General features: G+C 70.3%; 13 protein-coding genes and 1 tRNA gene. 6 read left to right on the plus strand and 8 right to left on the minus strand.

Annotated features, from left to right (window positions below):
* Positions 1–221 precede the first annotated feature (221 nt).
* The 5 genes from G6O54_RS33580 to G6O54_RS33600 form a co-directional block, all read right to left on the minus strand.
* A complete protein-coding gene (locus G6O54_RS33580; RefSeq protein WP_165234154.1) occupies positions 222–4,835 on the minus strand; it encodes a WD40 repeat domain-containing serine/threonine protein kinase in 4,614 nt (1,537 codons plus the stop codon).
* Positions 4,836–4,905: 70 nt separating this feature from the next.
* On the minus strand, positions 4,906–5,682 hold the full coding sequence (locus tag G6O54_RS33585) for an ECF-type sigma factor (RefSeq protein WP_165234156.1): 777 nt from the start codon (positions 5,680–5,682) through the stop codon (positions 4,906–4,908).
* Between the two features lie 148 nt (positions 5,683–5,830).
* Entirely contained in the window at positions 5,831–6,193 is a 363-nt protein-coding gene (locus G6O54_RS33590) for a 4a-hydroxytetrahydrobiopterin dehydratase (RefSeq protein ID WP_165234158.1), read from the minus strand.
* Positions 6,190–6,999, minus strand: coding sequence for a 3-methyl-2-oxobutanoate hydroxymethyltransferase (gene panB, locus G6O54_RS33595; RefSeq protein WP_165234160.1), 810 nt, complete (start codon positions 6,997–6,999; stop codon positions 6,190–6,192). The genes G6O54_RS33590 and panB overlap by 4 nt, the downstream gene beginning before the upstream one ends.
* Positions 6,983–8,497, minus strand: coding sequence for an ArnT family glycosyltransferase (locus G6O54_RS33600; RefSeq protein ID WP_250847213.1), 1,515 nt, complete (start codon positions 8,495–8,497; stop codon positions 6,983–6,985). The genes panB and G6O54_RS33600 overlap by 17 nt, the downstream gene beginning before the upstream one ends.
* A gap of 197 nt (positions 8,498–8,694) precedes the next feature.
* On the opposite strand from G6O54_RS33600, the gene G6O54_RS33605 reads away from it, so the two are divergent.
* Complete coding sequence (locus tag G6O54_RS33605; protein ID WP_165234162.1) at positions 8,695–9,129, plus strand: CBS domain-containing protein; 435 nt, start codon at positions 8,695–8,697, stop codon at positions 9,127–9,129.
* Between the two features lie 67 nt (positions 9,130–9,196).
* Here the strand turns inward: G6O54_RS33605 and malQ are convergent, their stop codons facing one another.
* A complete protein-coding gene (malQ, locus tag G6O54_RS33610; protein WP_165234164.1) occupies positions 9,197–10,807 on the minus strand; it encodes a 4-alpha-glucanotransferase in 1,611 nt (536 codons plus the stop codon).
* Between the two features lie 145 nt (positions 10,808–10,952).
* Positions 10,953–11,756: an alpha/beta fold hydrolase gene (locus G6O54_RS33615; RefSeq protein ID WP_165234166.1), complete on the minus strand. Its 804-nt coding sequence runs from the start codon at positions 11,754–11,756 to the stop codon at positions 10,953–10,955.
* A gap of 101 nt (positions 11,757–11,857) precedes the next feature.
* Between G6O54_RS33615 and G6O54_RS33620 the strand changes: the two genes are divergently transcribed.
* A tRNA-Glu gene (locus G6O54_RS33620) sits at positions 11,858–11,930 on the plus strand.
* 183 nt (positions 11,931–12,113) lie between these two features.
* Positions 12,114–15,098 carry a sigma-70 family RNA polymerase sigma factor gene (locus G6O54_RS33625; protein ID WP_165234168.1) on the plus strand — a complete coding sequence of 995 codons (2,985 nt, stop codon included), beginning with the start codon at positions 12,114–12,116 and terminating at the stop codon, positions 15,096–15,098.
* Between the two features lie 8 nt (positions 15,099–15,106).
* Here G6O54_RS33625 and G6O54_RS33630 read toward each other — a convergent pair whose 3' ends face one another.
* Entirely contained in the window at positions 15,107–16,483 is a 1,377-nt protein-coding gene (locus G6O54_RS33630; RefSeq protein ID WP_165234170.1) for a DUF1501 domain-containing protein, read from the minus strand.
* A 264-nt stretch (positions 16,484–16,747) separates the two neighbouring features.
* Here G6O54_RS33630 and rsfS point away from each other — a divergent pair, with 264 nt between their 5' ends.
* Genes rsfS through G6O54_RS33645 form a run of 3 tightly spaced genes read left to right on the plus strand, consistent with a single transcriptional unit; the run spans position 16,748 to position 21,063 of the window.
* On the plus strand, positions 16,748–17,314 hold the full coding sequence (gene rsfS, locus G6O54_RS33635) for a ribosome silencing factor (RefSeq protein ID WP_165234181.1): 567 nt from the start codon (positions 16,748–16,750) through the stop codon (positions 17,312–17,314).
* The gene (gene argS / locus G6O54_RS33640) at positions 17,311–19,170 is read left to right on the plus strand and encodes an arginine--tRNA ligase (protein ID WP_165234184.1); all 1,860 of its coding nucleotides are present in this window, start codon (positions 17,311–17,313) and stop codon (positions 19,168–19,170) included. The genes rsfS and argS overlap by 4 nt, the downstream gene beginning before the upstream one ends.
* A gap of 54 nt (positions 19,171–19,224) precedes the next feature.
* Complete coding sequence (locus G6O54_RS33645; RefSeq protein ID WP_165234188.1) at positions 19,225–21,063, plus strand: beta-propeller fold lactonase family protein; 1,839 nt, start codon at positions 19,225–19,227, stop codon at positions 21,061–21,063.
* Positions 21,064–21,390 lie beyond the last annotated feature (327 nt).

Below are 21,390 nucleotides of genomic sequence, written 5' to 3' on the forward strand. Positions count from 1 at the left end.
GCTCCGGCCGAGCCAGGCGCAGGCCGAGGCATGCCGACAGGCCTCGTTCCCGCGCAACAGCTCCTGGACAAGACGCCAGGGTCGTCCAGGCCAACTTTTCATCGCGCCAGGGTGGCTGTGGCGGGAGCGAGGCGACGCCACAGCCACCAGGGAGGGGATGAGCGTCGTCTCTTGCTGTCTGGCCGCCTCTCGCTCGAGGCTGGTCGATCCGCCCTCGCTCCTCAGGGCGAAAACGGTCGGGACGGGAACGCAGGATCGAGGATCATCGCGTCGGCCTGATGGAGCAAGAGCAGGAACTCCACCCGGTCCCACCAGATGCCCGACGAGACGAGATGGGCCACCGTGCGGCGGGCGTACGCGTCACCGATCCGGCCGTGTGCTCGCTCCAGCCAGCGCCGGGCTTCGTCCCGATTGCCGAGCCGGTGGTGTGCCATCGCCAGGACCGGGAGATTCAGGGGTGCCGCCACCCAACCGGTCCCGCGACGGAGCGAGGTCTGCGCGAGCTCGGCGGCCCGCTCATAGCGACCGGCGCGGAAGGCGGCCAGGCCGGCCACGTAATGGTTCCAGGCGAGCCCCGGGTTCCGGGTCCGTGCGGTCTCGGCCCACCGCAGCGGTTCGGAGAGGTCGGCGGCGGCGTCCGGTTCGACCAGGCAGGAGCGGGCCGCGTCGAGGATCAGGGGATGTTCCAACCGGCTGAACCAGCGAAGCGTGTCCGCACAGGCCAGACGAGAGCCCTGGTGGTCGCCGGCCAGGGCCAGGGCCAGGGCGAGGTGATATCGCGGGCCCGGGTCGTCGGGATTCGCATCGACGGCCCGACGCACCAGGGGGGCAAGCCGTCGCCCCTCGTCGCTCGCCTCGGAGAAGCGACCGCGGCTCATCCGGTCGGCCGCCTCGGCGAATCGTCGTTCGATCGCGGCCTGATCGATGTTCGCCTCCGGGGGAGCACCAAGGCTCGCGTCGATCGCCGCGGACGCGGCGGGCGGCTCATATCCGGCGGCGAGGCGGGATGGGGTCATGACTCGTGAATCCCCGAGAGATCGTCGGCGGTGGATTCGCCAGCGCTCGAGCCACTCGTCGGCCGACAGGTTGGCCGTGCCCCCCCCTTCGTGGATCCGCCGGCCCGCGAGGAGCTCGGCCGCGAGGCAGAGGTCGTCCGGGTCGACGTCATCCGGCTTGAGCGCGTTGAGGTCGAGCGCGACCAGCGCGTCGAGGAACCCGCCGAGGACCGCACGCCGACCGTCCGGCGTCACGGCGATGGAGAGGGGGCTGCCTCTCGTCTTCAGGGGCGGGGTGACGGGCTTGCCGGTCCGCGAGTCCCAGGCGCGAGCAGTCCCGTCGTCGCTCGCCGAGACCACCCAGCGGCCATCCGGGGTGAAGGCCGCGGCCGTTGTCTCCCGGAGATGCTCGAACGGCGGGCAGGCCAGCCGGCCGGCACGCCAGTCCCAGACGCGGACCATGCGATCGCGGCAGGCCGTCACGAGGAGTCGGCCGTCGGGGCTGAAACCGGCCGAGTAGACGATGTCCGGATGCGCGGGCAGGTCCGCGAGGACCGTCCCCGTCTCGAGGTCCCGGACCCGGACCGAGCCGTCGTACGACGCGAGCGCCATCGAACGGCCGTCGGCAGAGAACTGGAGGTCGTGACACTTGTCTCGGTGAGTCAATGGCGGGTAGCGCAGTCGGCCCGTGTCGGCCTGCCAGACCCGGACGTCGTTGCCCATACCCCAGGTCAGCACGCACCGGCCGTCGGGGCTGAATCGGACTGCGCCGTTGTTGATCCAGTGTCGGGCCAGCTCGGCGTCATGGGCGCGCCAGCGGAGGGTCTCGCGACCGCTCTCGGGGTCGAGGATCAGAAGCTCCCCTTCGCCGCAGAGCACGGCAAGGCGACGGCCGTCGGGCCGGTAGGCCAGGCTGCGAGGGTCGGAGGGGAGCATCGCCCGCCAGATCGGCCGGTCCCGGGCCCAGTCCCAGGTCACGACCTCCTGGCCCTCCTCCGGCGTCCCGTCCCGCGCGGTCGCCGCGGCGACCGTGCGGCCGTCGGGAGAGAAGACCGCGTCGATGATCCGGCCTCCCGGACGGAGCGGCGGCCCGGCCGGCCGCCCCGTCGCGACCTGTGTGACCCTCGTACTTCGGAGCTTGCGGTTGTAGCTCATCCCGGTCGGGATCGCGAGCGTCCCGTCCGGGCTGAGCGCCGCGAACGAGCCATCGCCGTCCAGCGGCACCAGGGTCGTCGGCACGCCCCCCTCCGGGAGGGCCCAGAGGCGGACCAGGTCGCCGTCCTGCGTGGCCAGCGACCGTCCATCGGGCGCGAAGGCCACGACGCGGCCGGGGCGATGGAGGTCGAGCGGCGGGTCCAGGGGATCGCCGCCGGGGACGGCCCACAGTTGGGCCGTGTTGTCGCTGGAGCAGCTCAGGAGCATCCGGCCGTCCGGGCTGAAGGTCGCATCGGTCACCGCGTTCCTGTGCTCGAGGACGCGCCCGAGCGGACGACCCGTGGCCGCCTCGAAGATCCGGATGGTGGCGGGCAGTTCCCGGCCGAACGCGGCGAGATATCGCCCGTCTGGGCTGGGAACGATCGCGGCGAGCCGGCCCGAGAGGTCCGGCTCGACCAGCGACCGGATCTTCTCCCCGGTCTCCGTCGCGCGCCAGGTGAGCCCCTCCTTGCCTTCGTAGGTGATCAGCACCCGTCCGCCGTCGGCGAACACTGGCGGGGAGCAGAACCAGCGCACCCAGACGCCCTCCGACACCTCCTGACGATGCGGCAACGGTGGCCAGAGGGGCCGGGCGGACTCGGCCGGGACGGCGAAAAGGCGGGCCCGCTGATCCCGGCAGCCGGTCGCCAGGCGGTTCCCCGAGGGGTGGAATGCCAGCGATGTCACGTCCGACAGATGGCGCAGCCACGGGGTGGCGAACGCCCGCGCCCGGACGTCCCAGACCCGGGCGGTATTCCCCCCCGCGATCGCCAGGAATCGGCCGTCGGCGCTGTAGGTCAGGTGCCGGATGCGGCCGGGGAAGCGGATGCGAATGGTCCCCCGGCCGTCGGGGAATCCGGTGAGGATCACATCGCCGTCGGGGAGCCCCACCGCCATCGCACGGCCGTCCGGGCTCCAGGCCGCGGCCGGCGCAGCATCCACGCCGCTCAGGAACGGCACGGACCGCTCGGCGTCCAGGTCCCAGAGCAGGTGGCGGGCATCCCGGGTCGCGCCGTCGAGGACGGTCGTCGTGATCAGGTGCCGGCCGTCCGGATGGAACGCGATCCCCCCGGGCCAGGTCCCGTCGGCGACGAGTGCCCGCAAGGGGCTGAAGGAAGCGCGGCCCCAGGTCCGGGCGCGGATCGCGTTGACGACGCGGCGTTCGGGGTCGTCCCGGGCCAGCCGGGCGGCATTGGCGAACCAGAGCGTCCCCCGCGCGTTGTCGCCCTGGTCGCCGGCCTGGATCCCGGTCGTCGCGTACATGTCCACCAGGGTCGCCTCGGCCTCGGCCCGCGCCGCCTGCGCCGTCCGGCGGGCGTCCGCCTCCGCCAGGGCCCGCCTCGACGCCAGGTCGCGAGCCGTCACCGCCTCGCGCCATTGCCAGAGGATTCCGGCGACCCCCAGGGCGGCGACGAGCACGACCGCCGCGGTGAGGGCGGCCGGCGCCGGGTGGCGTCGGCACCATCGCCAGGCCCGCTCGAGCGTCCCGACCGGCCGGGCCGCGATCGGCTCGTCGGCCAGGAAACGACGGAGATCCTCCGCCAGGGCATCGGCGGTCGCATACCGCCGGGCCGGCTGCTTCTGCAGGCAGGTCATCACGATCGTCTCGATGTCGCGCGGCAGGCCGGGGACCAGACGCCGCGGCGGGACGGGCTCGACGCTCCTGACCTGCTCGATCGTCTCCAGAGCGCTGGCCCCGCGGAAGGGGGGCCGGCCCACGATCAGCTCGTAGAGGATCGCGCCCAGGGCGTGGATGTCGGCCGGCGGGCCGACCTCTCGTGTCTTCCCCAGCGCCTGTTCCGGGGCCATGTAGCTGGGCGAGCCCAGGATCGACTCGGTGGCGGTCAGATCCGAGTCGGCTCCCAGCGCCTTCGCCAGCCCGAAGTCGGTGATCTTCGGCGTCCCGCCGGCGGCCATCAGGATATTCCCCGGCTTCAGGTCGCGGTGGACGATGCCCGCGCGGTGGGCCTCGGCGATACCCCGAGCCAGCGAGGCGACCAGGGTCGCGGCAAGCCGGGACGGCCAGGGCGTGCCCTCGAGCTGGCGGTCGAGGCTCCCCCCTTCGAGATACTCGAGCTCGATGTAGGGCAGCCCGTCGACCTCGCCGATGTGGCGGATCTGCACGATGTTGGGGTGGTGCAGCCGCGCGACCGCCTGGGCCTCGGTCAGGAAGCGAGAGAAGGCCTCGGGGGCCGCGTAGGCTCCGCCCAGGATCATCTTCAGCGCACACGGCCGGTCCAGGAGGACCTGTCGGGCCTGGTAGACGACCCCCATGCCCCCGCGACCGAGCTCGCCGACGATCTCATAGCCGGGGATGGCGGTCCGGGTGGAGGGTATTCCGAGCGACGTGACGCCGGCGCCCCGGGTCAGGGCCGAGGGGTCGGATCGAGAGGATCGGCTGGGGACGTGCCGGCCCGTGAATTCGTGCGAGGAATCCGACCCCACGTCGAGGTCGTCCCGGCCCACCAGCGGCCGGTCCAGGAGGCTGTAGCGACCGTCGTGGGCCCTGAGGAGGGCTTCAACCCGCTCCCGGAGCCCCGGGTCGTCGGCGCATTCGCGGTCGAGGACGCACGCCTGTTCTTCGGGATCCTCACACCCGACGGCCGCCAGGAACACGCTCTGCACGCGACGCAGATCGGGGGACATGGGACGCTCACAGTCGTAACGCGGGCAGGATCGAGCGAGGACCGCGACCACTCCGGCACGCGGTCGGCGGTCACCCGCCGAGGTCGAGGCTGAGCCAGGCGCGGGCGTAGGTCCACTTCTTGCGGGCGAGGTAGGTCGTGATCCCCAGGGCGGCCGCCACGTCATCGTGTCCCAGGCCGGCGAACTGGCGGAGCTCGACCACCTTGGCGGCAACCGGGTCCTCGAGAGCCAGGCGGTTGAGCGCGTCGTCGAGGGCCAGGATCCGCTCGTCCGGGTCGGGGGCCGGCGGGTCGGACAGCTCCACCCGAAGCCGCCCGCCGCCTCGCTTCAGCCGCCGCTTGCGACGCGCCCCATCCACGAGGATCCGACGCATGGCCTCGGCCGCCGCGGCGAAGAAGTGCCCCCGCCCGTCCCAGGGCCTGGCGGGGTCGTCGCCGACCAGGCGGAGGTACGCCTCATGCACCAGCGCCGTCGCCTGGAGCGATCCGCCCGGCGGGACCAGGGCCAGTCGATGCGAGGCCAGCCGGCGCAGCTCGACATAGACCAGCGGGAGGAGCTCGCTCGCGGTCTTCGGCCGCCTGCCTTCGAGGCCCTCCGTGCCCCGGTCGATCTCGCCGTCTTCGTGTCCGATGGGTGGGCGCTCCAGGAACGGGATGGCGTCCCGAACGTTGATGTCGTGCGGCGTGCGACGATGTTCCGCGTCAGCGTCCGCCGGCGTCGGACGGCGGACGGGGGACCTCAGCGACGAACGATGTCGGCCTCCGGATGCAGGCTGATCACGGTCGAGTCGTCGTTTCGGGATCGGCGATCGCCCCGGAGTGCATGCGAGACGACGCCCACTATACATGATGTTCGGACCGTGCGGAAGCGTTCCGGACGGAGCCCCGGCCGCTCGAATCGGGCGCGTGGGCCCGGTCGCGGTCATGCCGACGCTCGGGACCTCGCATACCACCTCAACGTCATCGAGAGTCACGGCCCCGCGGCCGATCACGTCCTCAGCCCTTCGCGGCGATCGGCACCTGGTTGATCTTGGCGGCGAGGATGAAGTCATTCTCACTCAATCCGCCGATGGCGTGAGTGGTCAGCACCACGGCCACCTTCCGGTATCCTTCCAGGTGCAGGTCCGGGTGGTGTCCCTCCTCCTCGGCCAGCACGGCGACCCGGTCGAAGAAGGCGATCCCGGCGGAGAAGTTCTTCGCGACCCAGTCCCGGCGGATGCTCCGCCCGTCCGCCGAGAGGACCCAGCCGGGGAGCCGGCCCACCTGCTCGACGGCCTCCTCCGCCGAGACCGGCGGCACGCCTCCCTCGCAGGGCCGGCATCGCTTCTGGACCAGCTCGTGCTCGCTGGATGTGCTCATCGGTAGCTCTCGTCGTCGTTGGGGAAGGACCTGTCACGGACGTCGCGCACGTAGTCGGCCGCGGCCTTCTTGATCTGCTCGCCGAGCTCGGCGTAGCGCCGCGCGAACCTCGGCCGGAAGCCGTCGGCGAGCAGTCCCAGCATGTCGTGAAAGACGAGGACCTGGCCATCGCAGCCCGGCCCGGCGCCGATGCCGATAGTCGGGATCGGCAGCTCGGCGGAGATGGCGGCGGCCAGGCTGGCGGGGACGCACTCCAGGACGACCGCGAAGGCCCCGGCCTCGGCGACGGCCCGGGCATCCTCGCGGAGCGCGTCTTCACCCCGCTGGACCCGGTACGACCCGAGCTTGTGGATGGACTGCGGGGTCAGGCCGACGTGCCCCATCACGGGGATTTCCGCCTCCGCCACCGCCTTGATCGTGGCGGCCATCCGCCGGCCCCCCTCGAGCTTCACGGCCTGGCAGCCGGCCTCCTTCATCATTCGGCCCGCCGATCGGATGGCCTGGCGCGGCGAGACGTGATACGAGAGGAACGGCAGGTCCGCGACCACCAGGGCGCGTTTCGTCCCCCGCACCACCATCTCCGCATGGTAGATCATCTGACGCAGGGTCACCGGCAGGGTCGTCTCGCGTCCCTGGACGGTGGTCGCCATGGAGTCGCCGACGAGCAGGCAATCGACCCCGGAGACGTCGAGCAGCCGGGCCGACGCGTAATCGTACGCGGTGAGGACCGCGATCGTCCGGCCCTGCCGCTTCCAGGCCGCGAAGTCCGGGACGGTGACCCGACGCGATTCACTCGACTTCCCCACCGGTCACGCTTCCTTCGCTCGGCTTGAGTTCCGCGATGAGGACGCTCGGCGTGTCCCTTAAGACCTTGTATCGTCTCCGGATCGCCCGATGCAAGGCATCCCGGTCCTCGTCGCGGGCTCCGCCCTTCAGGTCCGCCACGAACCGGGCCCCGCGAGTCCTGTAGAATTCCACCAGCTCCTCGGGCCCGAGCCGATCCCGCGGCGCGGTCCCGGGCCACTCCGCCGCGGCGCGGGCGGCGGCCGAGGGCGTCCGCTCGAGCCGACAGCCGACGCGGTCGGACTCGTAGAGGAGCGGCTCGACGGCCACCAGCCACACCCCGGACGGGACGACCTCTTTAATCTCGGCCGCGGCCTCCTCCAGGCCGGCCCATTCCTCCGGCGTCTGCCAGGTCGACCGCGCGAAGTAGGCGCAGGCGAGCAGGCAGAGGATCGTCAGGACCCGCCACGAGGCCGCGAGCCCCCAGAGCCGGCCGATCCCCGCCGCGAAGGCCGGCGCCATGATCAGCCAGTAATACTCGTGATGGAGCTTCGCCCCGAGGAGCGCGAGCATGCTCATCGCGGCCAGGCTCCAGACCCTCCAGAGATCCCATCGGACGGCTCGAACGTCGCCTCCGCGGTCCGCGGCCGGCCCGACGACCAGGCCGATCGTCCCCAGCAGCACCCCCAGCGGACTGAACGCCCGGATCAGCAGGAAGCGGCCGATCTGCCGGAGTGTCTCCGGCCTCGCCAGCGCCGAGAGGCCGAGGACGGCCATCCAGATCGTGCGATTGTCGGCCGCCGCGCGCGAGCCGCTCAGCTCGATCAGCCGCGGCACCCAGAGATACCAGCAGGCCGCCGGCAAGAGTGCCGCGGCGGCCAGGGCGAGCGCGGCACGGCGCCTCCCCGCGGCGACCACGACGACCAGGGGCACGAAGACGAAGGCGCCGGTCACCTTGGCCGCGATCCCGATCGCCAGCGCGATCCAGGCGAGGGCCCACCAGCGGCGGCCGGCCCCCCTCACCGCCCGGTCCGCGCACTCCAGCCCGGCCAGGACCCCGCCGAGCATCAGGGCGTCGGGCTGGAAGGCCCGCCCGTAGCGGATCGTGACCGGGAAGGCACCGAAGGCGACCAGCGCGACGACCGCCGCGGTGCGGCCCTGGCGACGGCGGACGAGCCCCCAGAGGCCCACCGCCGCCAGCCCCGTCGCGACCGCGGAGACGCCCCGCCCCGCCGCCTCCAGGCCGACGCCGACGATGCGGTGCACCCCCACCGCCAGCGCCTGGTAGACCGGCGGCTCGACCACGAAGTAATTCGGGAAGGGCGCCGTGCTCAGCGAGGGATAGAAGAACCCCGCCCCCCGGTCCAGGTTCCGCGCGACCATGGCCGTCGGGATCTGCCGCCCCACGTAGTTCTCGACGATCGGCTGGCCGGGAAGGGCGAGGCGGATCCCCAGCGTCGCGACCACGAGGCAGACCAACCGCCAATCCAGCGCTCTCACGACGGGGACGCGCATGTCCATCAAACATGCATCCGGGTCGACTGAGGATCGGTGCGGCTCGCTCATTTTCTGAAAATCGGCGGAGAATAGAATTGAAACTCGCCCATCAAGATGGCACCATGGCCCGCCAGGTCCACCTCTTCTCTTCTATCCCCAGAGCGTCAGGGAACGATTCCGTTCCGATATCTCGCTCGGCCCCGAGTCCGGGAGGAAGCATCATGCTGGTCCGCGATGTCCTTAGGGAAAAAGGCAATCGTGTGGTGTCGATCGACGTGGACGCGACCGTCCACGAGGCCGTCTCCAAGCTGGTCCAGAATAACATCGGCTCGCTCCCGGTCGTCGATCATGATGGCCTCCTGATCGGCATCTTCGCCGAGCGCGACGTCCTCCGGCTGATGCACAATCGCGGCGAGGGATTCAGCCGGACGAAGGTCTCCGAGGTCATGACCTGCAACCCGGTCACGTGCGGCCTGATGGACGAGGTCAACGACGTGATGGGGCAGATGTCCGAGCGGCGGATCGCCAAGGTGCCGGTGGTGGCCGACGGGGCCCTCGTCGGCATCGTCTCCGTGGGCGACGTCATCAAGGTGATGTACGACAAGGTCGCCACCGAGAATCACCATCTCCTCTCCTACATCCACGGCGCGGTCTGACGAGATCGGACGGGCGGGATTGCCCGCCCTCCCAGGATCCCGGGGGGCAGGCAGTCAAACCTGCCCTTCACTTCGCGGCCCTGACCCGGGCCGGCCGCCGCGCCCTGACCGCGGGCGAGCCCGGGCGGATCTTCCGGGGGTCGAACTCGGCGGGGACGGCCCCATTCCAGCGGTCGAAGGTCGCCGTCAGCTCGGCGAGCCGCGACCTGATCGCGGGCGTGAGCTGGCGGGCCTCGAACCGCCAGCCCCAGTTCCCCTCCGCCTTCCCGGGCACGTTCATCCGTGCCGAGCTATCCAGCCCCAGCAGGTCCTGCATCGGCACGATGGCCACGTCGGCCACCGATTCGAGCGCCAGCCGGATCATGTCCCAGTGGAATTCCTTGCCGTTTGAGTCCATGTAGCGGAGCGCAAAAGCACGCTCGGCGGCGATCTGGTCGCGGGACTGGGTGGTCTGCACGACGTCCGAGGTGAGCCAGCCGACGCAGGTGTCGTTGTCGTGCGTCCCGGTGTAGGCGACGCAGTTGTGGACGTAGCGATGGGGCAGGTGCTTGAGCTCGTCCGGGCTGGTGGTGAAGCCGAACTGGAGGATCCTCATCCCGGGGAGCCGGAACTCCTCCCGCAGCGCGTCGACCTCCGGCGTGATCACGCCGAGATCCTCGGCGATGAACGGCAGGTCCATGAACTGCCGCTCGAGCGCCCGGAAGAACGCATGCCCCGGGGCGGGGACCCACCGCCCCTTCTCCGCGGTCTTGTCCTTGCCGGGGACCTCCCAGTAGGCCTCGAAGCCGCGAAAGTGATCGATGCGGATCAGGTCCGTCCAGTTGAGGAGCCCGCGGATCCGCTCGATCCACCAGGCGAACCCCTCCTGCTCGTGGGCCTCCCAGCGATAGAGCGGGTTCCCCCAGAGCTGACCGGTCGTCGCGAACAGGTCCGGCGGCACCCCGGCCTGGACGGTGGGACGGCCGCGGCCGTCCAGGAAGAAGAGATCCGGCCGCGCCCAGACGTCGGCGCTGTCTTGCGCCACGAAGATCGGCACGTCGCCGATCAGCTTCACGGCCCGCTCCGCCAGGTGGTCGCGGAGCCGCTTCATCTGGGTTGCGAAGGCGAACTGGACGAACCGATGGAACCGGACCTCGACGGCCAGCGCCTTCGACCATTTCCGGAGCGCGGCCTCCTTGCGGACGACCAGCGGCCGCTCCCAGCTGGTCCAGGCCTTGCCCCCGTGGGCCTCCTTGAGCGCCATGAACAGGGCGTAGTCATCCAGCCAGCGGGCGTTCGTCGCGCAGTAGTCCAGGAACGCCGGATCCTCGGCGGGGAAGCCCTCGAACGCCCGCCGCAACACGGCGTCCTTGATCTCCCTGGCGACCTGGAAATCCGCGTTCGCGTCCCCCTTGCCGGGCCTCGGCAGGCCCGCCAGGTCCTTCCGCGAGATCCAGCCCGCCTCGACCATCAGGTCGGGGCTGATCATGAGCGGATTGCCGGCGAACGACGACGGCGATTGATACGGCGACGGCGTCCCCCCCGTCGGCCCGAGCGGCAGCACCTGCCACCATCTCTGGCCCGTATCCGCCAGGAAATCGACGAACTCGTGGGCCGCGGGCCCGAGGTCGCCGACCCCGAACCGGCCCGGCAACGACGTGGGATGGAGGAGGATGCCGCTCGACCTGGAAAACCTCATGCCCGCCCTCTCGTGTCGATCGTCCGTCCCGGGGGCGGTCACCATCGCAAGACCGGCCCAGACCGCAAAGAGATTCGCGACTCCCTTCGCAAAGATCAAGCCGGAACCGCGACGTTCCGGTTCGACCCGTTCGTGAACGGGCCCCTCATCCGGCGATCTCGCCCAGGAATTCCTCGACGTGCCGGCGGAAGTTCGCCTTGTCCTCGATGTGCGGCATGTGGCCGACGCCCGGCATCACCACCAGCTTCGAGCCCCGGATCAGGCCCGAGAGCTCGCCCGCGATCCGCGGCGGATTCACCAGGTCGAGCTCGCCCGAGAGGACCAGGCAGGGGACGTCCACGCTGCCGAGCAGCCGTCGCGCGTCGTGTCCCATCGCGGAACGGGCCTGCCGGGCGAAGGCCTCCGCGTCCTGGGGCCAGGGGTTCTTCTCGGCGAACCGGACCAGCCCGTCGACCTGGTTCTGATGCTGGTAGAACGGCGGGCCCACCAGCCAGGGGAGCGTCGCCCGGGTGAAGTTGCCGACCGGGACCTGACGGCGGAGCAGGACCCACGAGTCGACCACCGCCCGCCGCCACTCGTTCGACCCGGCGTGCGACGAGACGAGCATCAGGCTCTTCACACGCCGCGGATGGCGGAGCACCAGTTGCTGCGCCACCAGCCCCCCCAGCGACTGGCCCAGGACGTGGGCCGGGGGGACGTCGATCGCCTCCAGCCAGGCGGCGACGTCATCCGCCATGTCCTCGGTCGTGTAGGCCGCCCGGGCCCGGTCGCTCTGGCCGGCGTCGCGGGCGTCGAAGGCGAGCGTCCGATATCGCGCCGCGAAATAGCGCTGGGCCAGGCCGAAGGCCCGGTGGTCTCCGCCGAGCCCGCTGAGGAAGATGAGCGGGTCCCCCTGCTCACCCATCGCCTCGTAGTAGAAAGAGTGGGCATTCACGAAGATGCTGGGCATGGTGAAGGAATTCCGCCGGTGTCGATCGACCGCGAGACACTCCAGGATACCCTACTCCCTTGACTCCCCGCGCCCGTCGATTATGATATTCCCTGTCGAAGGCCCCCATCGTCTAGCGGCCTAGGATACTTGGTTCTCAGCCAAGGGACCGGGGTTCGAGTCCCCGTGGGGGTGCTTGCCGCGTCGGAAAGACACAAGGATGGCCGAATTTTCGGCCATCCTTTTTCCGTTCCTGGGCCGGTCGAAGTTCGACTAACCGCTCCGATCCTGACGGCCTCGCGGCGAATTCCGTATTCGAGAGCTCTTCGCCACGCACTAACGAGCAAACCGCTCGTCCTCGTGGCAGGAGTTTCCGCAATGTCTCGTCAGACCTCGGCGGCGTTCGGCCCGGATCTCGCCAGCCTCTGCTCGCGCGGCGCGATCGGCGGGCTGACCGATCGCGAACTGCTCGACCTCTTCACCGAGCCTGACGGCCGCCTGGCCAACCAGGCTTTCGAGGTCATCGTTCAGCGCCACGGCCCGATGGTCCTCGGAATCTGTCGCCGCACCGTGGCCGATGCCCACGCGGCCGAGGATGCGTTCCAGGCGACCTTCCTGGCCCTGGCCCTCCGGGCCGGTGCCATCCGCAAGCGAGAATCGCTCGGGCCCTGGCTGCATGGCGTCGCCCTGCGGGCCTCCCGGCGGGCCTGGTCCCACCTCGTGAGCCGGCGGGAACGATCGCTCGGAACGGCCTCCCTCCCTGCCGGGACTCTCGATGCTGACCCGCTCGAGGTGGCGGAGCTCCGGGCCTCGCTCGACGAGGAAATCGCCCGCCTGCCCTCGGCCTACCGGCGGGCGGTCATCCTCTGCTATGTCCAGGGCAAGACCCAGGAGGACGCGGCGACGGAGCTCGGCTGGACCAAGGGGACCGTTTCGGGGCGGCTGGCCAGGGCCAAGGACATCCTCCGCGGCCGCCTGGCCCGCCGCGGCATGGCCCCCGCCGCCGTGCTCGCCGGACCGGATTCCTCGCCGGTGCTTCCGGCCGAGCTCCTGTCCGCGACCGTCCGGGCCTCGGTCGGCCTCAGGCTCGGCCGCGAGGCGTTACTCGCGGAGGCGGGACCGGCGAGGAAGCTGGCCGGCGAGGTCCTACGATCGATGCGGCTCGGCTCGGTCAGCACGATGGCCGCCGCCCTCCTGACGACGACCGCCGTCACCGTCGCGGCACTGGCCCATGCCGGGGCCGCCGGCGATCCCCTCGGTCAGGATCCGCCCACGGCCTCGCCCAAGGGGACCCCTTCGAGTCCCAAACGGCTCGGGGGCATCCCGCTCCCCCCGCACGCGATCGCCCGCCTGGGGGCCACGCAGTTTCGCCACGATGACGCCGTCACCGGCGTCGCCTTCTCCCCGGACGGCCGGACGCTGGCCTCCTCGAGCTGGGATGATACGGTCCGGTTCTGGGACACGGCGACGGGAGAGGCCTCCGCGACCCTGCCCGTGCTCCGCGGAAACGGCTCGGGCGTCCTCTCGCTCGCGTATTCGCCCGACGGATCCCGGCTGGCGTTCGGCACCGATTCCGGCACGCTCGTGCTCCGCGAGCTGGCGACGAACCGGGACGTGTTCCGAGAGAAGATCTGCGTGAGCCGGATCTACGGTCTGGCCTTCGCCCCAGATGGGAAGACCTTCGCGGCGTCCGATTTCGAGGACCCGGTCGTGTCCATCCGGGACGCGGCCACCGGCCAGGAGCGCCGACGGCTGACCGTCCCCGACGAGAGGGGCTTTCAGGGTACTCTCGCGTTCTCGCGAGACGGAAAGCGGCTGGCCCTCGGCGTTTCCTCGCGCAGCGGGCAAGGTGAGCGGATCGTGGTCTGGAGCCTGGACGCGGATCGGCCTCCCCTGACCATCCGAGGCGCCCATGACGGCGACCTGAGCAGTCTGGCCTTCGCCGCCGATGGTTCGTTGATCTCGTGCGGGGCATCTCATACGCGGAAGCCCGATCCCGGCGGCGTCGAATCGATCGACATCCGCCCTCGGATACGGACGTGGGATTGCAGCACGGGACGGCGACTGGGAGACCTCGATCCGGGCGTGGATCGCGGCGTCGGCGGCGTGATCCCGACGGCCGATGGCAGAGGCTTCCTGTCCCTGCATGCGGATCGCATCCTGTCCTGGAACCTCCACACCGGCAAAATCACGAAGCAGATCCCGATCGAGGCCGAAGGCGTCTTCCGGCACATGGTCGCCGGAATCGCCCTATCCCCGGACGGCAAGACGCTCGCCGCCGAGCGGCACGACAACGCGGTACACCTCTGGAACCTCGAGACGGGAACGCCCGTGCGGGTCCGGAAGGACAATGTTGACACGGCCATCTGGGCCACCTCACTGATCGACGATTTGACCGTTGCGACGGGGAACGACAACGGCCACATTTCCGTCTGGGATCTGGTCAGGGGAGAAAAGACTCGGACGCTCGACCTGGGCAAGGTCGGTCGCGTCTGTGCCCTCCAAGTCGCTCCCGATGGCAGGTCCCTTTGCGCGGCCGGACAGTCCTTCGAACCGGAAGTCACGGGCCTCTTCCGCGTCTGGGAGCTCCCCACCTTCACCGCTCGTCAGGTGGTCCGACTGAACGGCATTCCCCTATGCGCCGCATACTCGAAGAGCGGACGCAGACTGGCCGTCGGCTCGACGAATACGGACGCCCTCAGCGTCGTGGAGGGGGCGAACGGTGAAACTCCTGCCGGCGAGATCCAGGTCCTCGACATCGGGTCGAACAGGGTGCTTTTCACTCGCACCGGCCCGGAAGCCCGATCCCTCGCCATCGCGATCTCCCCTGACGAGCATCGCCTGATCTCGGTAGGCGAGGATGCTTTGATTCGCACCTGGGATATGGAGTCCGGTCGCAAGATCCAGGAAGTCGCCATCATGGCATCGCCGGCGGACGACTCTTCGTCTCCCGCCCTTCGACTCCGGCTCGATGCTGTGGCATTCTCTCCGGATCAGACAACCATCGCCACCACGACCACGTTCGGCAGTCAAATCCTCGTCTCGGGCGTCTCGGACGGACAGGCGCGGCGGACGATTTCGGTCCCGTCCTACGGCAGCAGCGTCCTCGCCTACTCGCCGGATGGCCGCCGCCTCGCCTCCGCCGTCTTCCCATCCGGCGACGAGAGCCCCTTCGCCCGGATCTCGCTCTGGGACGTCGCCACCAAGCGCGAGCTGCTTCGGCTCGAGCCCAGGGTCGGAGCCGTCAACGCGCTGGCCTTCTCTGCCGACGGCAAGCGCCTGGTTTCGGGCCAGAATGACACGACGGCGATCGTCTGGGACGTCTCCTCAACGATCGGAGACCCACCGCGACCGGCGAAATGATCGCTCGATCACACCAGCTCCCGGATCGGCTCTCTCTCATCGAGCAGGCTCATCGGCCGGCCGCCACGGTCCGAGACCTGGGTCGCCGGGTCGATGCCGAGGTTGTGGTAGAGGGTGGCGAAGACGTTCTGGAACGTGATCGGCCGGTCCTTGGCGTGTGCCCCCTGCTTGTCGGTCGAGCCTATCACCTGGCCGGTACGGATCCCGCCGCCGGCGAGCAGCGCGAAGTTCACGGCCGGCCAGTGGTCGCGGCCCGCCTGGGCGTTGATGACCGGCGTCCGGCCGAACTCGCCCCAGACCACCACGGAAACGTCTCGGTCGAGGCCCCGCTGATGCAGGTCCTCTACGAGGGCGGACAGGGCGATGTCCAGCTTCGGGATCCGCTTGGCGTTGGAGCCGAAGTTGTCGGCGTGGGTGTCCCAGCGGCCGAAGCCGATGGTGACCACGCGGACGCCCGCCTCCACCAGCCGCCGGGCCATCAGGAAGTGGTCCATGCAGCAGGGGGGCCCGTCGTCCTCCAGGTTCATGTCGCCGATGCCGTAGCGGGCCCGAACGCGGGGGTCTTCCCGCGTGACGTCGAGCGCCTCGAAGACCCGCCGCGAGGCGAGGATGTCGAAGGCCCGCTGGGTGAACCCGTCCATGCTCCGGAGCACCTCGGACCGATCCAGGCCCCGCCGGTAGCCGTCGAGCTGGGCGAGCAAGGCCCGCCGCCCACCCAGTCGCGCGGGGACGATCGTCCGCTCGTCCAGGCTCATGCCCGACGAACCGGCCTCGGAATTGTCCTGGTTCGGTGCCGGCTTCTCGCCCCGAAAGGGCGTGAATGGCGCGTGCGCCAGCCCGAGATACCCCGGGTCTCCCGGATTGGCCCACGGCGGGTGCCCGACCCTGGGCGAAAGCCCGACGAACGGCGGGACGTCCGCGTGGACCGGCCCCTTCAGTCGAGAGACGATCGCGCCCAGGCTCGGCCGTCCCCCCTGGACCCGGCTGATGGGATCTCGGTAACCGGTCAGGCATTGCCCGGCGGAGTGCTCCCCCCCCGCCCCCACCAGCGACCGGATCAGGGCGAACCGGCCCATCATCCGGGCCAGCCGGGGCATGTGCTCGCAGATCATCAACCCGGGGACATCGGTCTCGATTGGCCGGTAGTCGCCGCGGATCCCGGCCGGGGCCTCCGGCTTGAGGTCGAACATGTCCAGGTGCGGCGGCCCGCCGGCCAGGAAGACCATGATCACCGACTTGCCGATCGGCTGTCCCCCGGCCCCCTCGGCCCGGAGCACCTGCGGCATCGTCAGCCCCCCCATCGCCAGGCCGCCGATCCGGAGGAAATCCCGCCGGGAGACCCCATCGCAGAACCGCCCCCCCCCTCGCCCCGCGATCGTGAGCATCGTCGCCGCCCCCTCGCCGTGGGATTGTTGGACCTTCGTTGAACACAGATCCTATGCCATGGATCACGTCATGAACAGAGCATTCCGGGGGCCCGGCGGAATCGCCGAGCGGCGGGGGGGATCGTGTCGGATGGCCACGGCGAGGCGCTCTTGTATAAGATAGGAGCATAGCCGCTCGAACCCGGTCGCGTGTCTGGTGTCGGGATCCTGGGTCGCGGCTCGATGTCCAACGCCCGCGGCCCGATCCCCAGCGAGTCACACGGAATGCCCGAGAATACGCCCCCGCTCGATCCATCCTCGAAGACCGCCGGGTCGACCGCCCGGACCAGGTCCGTACGCAAGGTCTCGGTCCGCGAGGCCCAGGACGAGGTCCCGTCGAGGGCCGTCGACCGCCGCAACCCCGCGCGGATCGAGGAGGCGCTCGAACACGCCCGATTGGCCGCGCGGATCGCCGACGACAACCGGGCCAAGGACATCCTCCTGCTGGACCTCCGCCAGGCCACGCCGCTGCTCGACTTCTTCGTGATCGCGACCGCCAGCTCCCGGCGGCAAAGCCAGGCCATCGCGTTCGAGATCGACGCCGAGATGAAGAAGATCGGCGAGAAGAAGCTGGGCATGGAGGGGGCCGAGGAGGGCAAGTGGACCCTCATCGATTACGGCGACTTCGTCGTCCACGTCTTCTCCGCCGACTCCCGGTCCTTTTACGCACTCGAGGAGATCTGGGGCGATGCGCCCCAGCTCGAGTGGCGCGACGAGGCCGGGATCAAGCGAGCGCAGGCCGCCGGGACCGCACCGGCCGCCGCCGAAGGCGCGGAGAACGAGTCGTCATGAACGTCCTGGAACGCCTCCGCGCCGCCTTCGCCGCCGCCACCCCGGAGGGGGGCGACCCGAAGTCCTTCGGTGCGGCCGTGAAATACACGACCGATCCCCGTTTCCGCTGCGATTACCAGGCCAACGGCTGCATGGCCGTGGGGAACGCCCGCAAGGCCAACATTCGCGAACTCGCCGCGGTCGTGGCCGACGCCGTGGACCTGGAGCCGATGGCCGGCAAGCCCGAGGTCGCCGGCCCCGGCTTCCTCAACGTCCGCCTCCACGACGCCTGGATCGCGAAATCGCTGGGCGAGCTCCTCGCGGGCGAGTTCCCGGGGATCGAGCCGCCGAAGGCGCCGAGGACCGTCGTCATCGACTTCTCCTCGCCCAACGTCGCCAAGCCGATGCACGTAGGCCACATCCGCTCCACCGTGATCGGCGACAGCCTGGCGCGGATCTTTGAGGCCCTCGGCCATCGCGTCATCCGCGACAACCACCTGGGCGACTGGGGCCTTCAGTTCGGCATGATCCTCCTGGGCTGGAAGAACGACCTGGACCCGGAGGCCTACGCCCTCAACCCGGTCGCCGAGCTCGCCCGCCTCTACCGCCACGTCGCCGCCAGGATCAAGCCGGCCGATGACCTCGGCGACGACCTCCGCGAGGTCGAGGCCCTGGAGGCGAAGGGGAAGGCCGAGGAGGCCGCGAAGGCCCTGGCGAAGCTCTCCGCCCGCACCGGCCTGGATCGCGACCAGCTCAAGGCGGCCGTCGCCCAGGCCCGGGCCGTGGCCGAGGCCAGCCGCGCCGAGACGGTCAAGCTCCACGCCGGCGACGAGGAGAACCTCGCGCTCTGGAAGAAGTTCATGCCGTACTGCCTGGAGGCCCTCCGCGGCGTCTACGAGCGCCTCGGCGTCCGGTTCGACGTCGAGCTCGGCGAGAGCTTCTACAACCCGATGCTCGCCTCGGTCGTCGAGGACCTTCAGGCGCGGGGGATCGCCACCGAAAGCGACGGCGCGGTCGTGGTCTTCACCGAGGGCTTCAAGGCCCCGTTCATCGTCCGCAAGAGCGACGGCGCGTTCAACTACGGCACGACCGACCTGGCCACCATCAAATACCGCGACGAGACGTGGAAGCCCGACCAGTCCCTCTACGTCGTCGACCAGCGCCAGGCGGACCACTTCAAGCAGCTCTTCGCCGTGGCCCGCAAGTGGGGCCACGACGGCGCGGTCCTCGAGCACGTGGCCTTCGGCACCATCCTCGGCCCCAATCGGAAGCCGATCAAGACCCGCGACGGCGACACCGTCGGGCTCGAGTCGCTCCTCGACGAGTCCGTGTCCGAGGCTCGCAAGGTGGTCGACGAGAACAGCCCGGAGCTGGACGCCGACGAGCGGGCCCGCGTCTCGGAGGTCGTCGGCCTGGGTGCCATCAAGTATGCCGACCTCTGCCAGAACCGGCTCAGCGACTACGTCTTCGACTGGCAGAAGATGATGGCGACGAACGGCAACACGGCGACCTACCTGCAATACGCCTACGCCCGGATCCGGAGCATCTTCCGGAGGGGGGGCTTCGACCCCGCGGCGGTCCGCGACCAGAAGCCGGCGATCATCCTGGATAACCCGGCCGAACGCGCGCTCGGGATCCGCATCCTCCGGCTCCCGGAGGTCCTCGAGCTCGCGGCCCTGGAGCTGAAGCCGAACGTCGTGGCCGACTACCTGTTCGACCTGGCGAACTGCTTCAGCACCTTCTTCGAGGAATGCCCGGTGCTGAAGGCCGACACGCCGGAGCGCCGGGACAGCCGCCTGGCCATCTGCGACCTGACGGCCCAGACCCTCGAGTTCGGCCTCGACCTGCTCGGAATCGACGTCGTCGAACGGATGTGACGCGCCCGACCCCGCCTCGTCCCGAACCGTTCCGTCCCGCCCGGAGCCCGCCCGATGAAGCTCGCAAGCCCCCTGCCCGGCCGCCTGCTCGCCCTCGCCGTCGCGATCGGGTTCGCGCACGCGTCCGCGTCCGCCGTCAAGGCCGCCGCCGAGGAGCCCCATCGGAGCCCGATCGCCCTGGCCCTCTCACCGGACGGCCGCCGCTTGCTGACCGCCAACCAGACGGCCGGCTCGGTGTCGCTGGTGGACGTGGAACAGGACCGGGTCCTGGACGAGCTCGCCACCGGCGAGAAGCCGGCCGGCGTCGCCTTCGCCCCGGACGGCCGCCGCGCACTGGTCGCGCACTGGTACGGCTATGACGTGGTCCTGCTCGCCATCGACGGCGGAAAGCTCGCCGTCGCCGGCCGGATCGAGGTCGGGCCGGAGCCCCGCGGCGTCGCCTTCGCACGCGACGGCAAGTCCGCCTATGTGGCGGTCGGGGTCAGCGACGAGGTCGTCAAGCTCGACCTCGATCCCCTCCGGATCGCCGGACGGGTGAAGGTCGGCCGCGAGCCGCGTGGCCTGGCGATCAGCCCCGACGGCAAGCTCCTGCTCGTGGGCTCTTCCCGCGCGGGCGAGCTGGCGATCCTCTCGACCGAATCCCTCGGCGTCATCCGGACGATCCCGATCGAGGGGAACGTCCTCCGCCAGGTGGCCTTCAGCGCGGACGGGAAATTCGGCTACGTCGCGAACATGAAGAATCGCGGGTTCGCCGCCACGTCGAACAACATCGACCAGGGCTGGGTGCTCGGCCAGCGCCTGACCCGGATCGAGCTGGCCGACCCCAAGCCCTCGTACGCCGCCCTCACGCTGGACCCGCGCGGCAAGGCCGCCGGCGACGCCCACGGCATGGCCGCCAGCGGCGACGGCAAGTACCTGGCCGTCGGCCTGGGCGGCACCCACGAGGTGATGCTCTTCCGGACCGACCTCCGGCGCCTCCCCTGGCGCATCGACAGCTCCCGCGACCTGATCCCCGCGGAGCTGCTCAACGACGACGGCCGCTTCCGCCGCGTCCCGCTCGGCGGCCGGCCCACGGAGATCGCCTTCGGGCCCGACGGCAAGACCCTGTACGTCGCCAATTACCTGGCCGACTCCGTCCAGGTCGTCGACGCCGACTCCGCGACGCTGGCCCGCACCATCGAGCTCGGCCGGCCCAAGACGGTCTCCCTGGCCCGCCGCGGCGAGGAGATCTTCCACGACGCCACCCGGTCGTTCAACCAGTGGTATAGCTGCAACACCTGCCACAGCGACGGCCACACCAACGGCCAGACCTTCGATACCTTCAACGACGGCCGCTACGACCTCAGCAGCGCCCACGACGGCAGTCACAAGAAGACGCCCACCCTGCGCCGGGTCGTGAAGACCGGGCCCTGGACCTGGCACGGCTGGCAGTCCGACCTGGATGACGCCGCCTTCGAGTCGTTCACCAAGAGCATGCAGGGTCCGAAGCCCAGCGACGACGACCTGATCGCCCTCAAGGCCTACCTGGAGACGATCGACTTCCCGCGCAATCCTTACCGCGACCCCTCCGGCAAGCTCTCCCCGGAGGCCGAGCGCGGCAAGGCCGTCTACTCCTCGGCCAAGGCCGCCTGCAACACCTGCCACGGCGGCCCCGAGCTGACCGACGGCAAGATCCACATCGTCGGCCTCGAGGAGCCGGGCGACCGCTATCGGGGCTACAACCCGCCCAGCCTCCGCGGCCTCTATGACAAGGAACCCTATCTCCACGACGGCCGCTCGAAGACCCTCCGCGAGGCCCTCTCCGGCCCCCACAGCGCGGGTGCCGTCACCAACCTCGGCGAGCTCTCCGAGGGCGAGCTGAATGACCTCCTTGCCTACCTGAAGACGCTCTGAGACTGGTCCGAGCACCTCCACGCCGGTCCGGTCATCCCTCGCGCCATTTTTTTCCATTTTGGTGAAACTCGCCCCCTCGATCTCGGGATTGTATTGAGAAAGGGCCGCGAGGACGACGAGGACGCCGCGCGACGTCGCGACGGCGATGGACCCGCGCGCACCCACCCTCACGGCCCTGCCCTGCACCGCTCCGCTCCGCTCCACCCGAGGGCCGGCACCATGATCAGCGACGCCCGAATCGACGCCAATCGCCGAAATGCCAGGAAGAGCACCGGGCCGAAGACCGAGGCCGGCAAGATGGTCTCGCGGCTCAACGGACTGGTCCAT

Origin of the sequence: Aquisphaera insulae (assembly GCF_011064615.1) — a bacterium.
In the GTDB taxonomy this organism is placed as follows: Bacteria; Planctomycetota; Planctomycetia; order Isosphaerales; family Isosphaeraceae; genus Aquisphaera; species Aquisphaera insulae.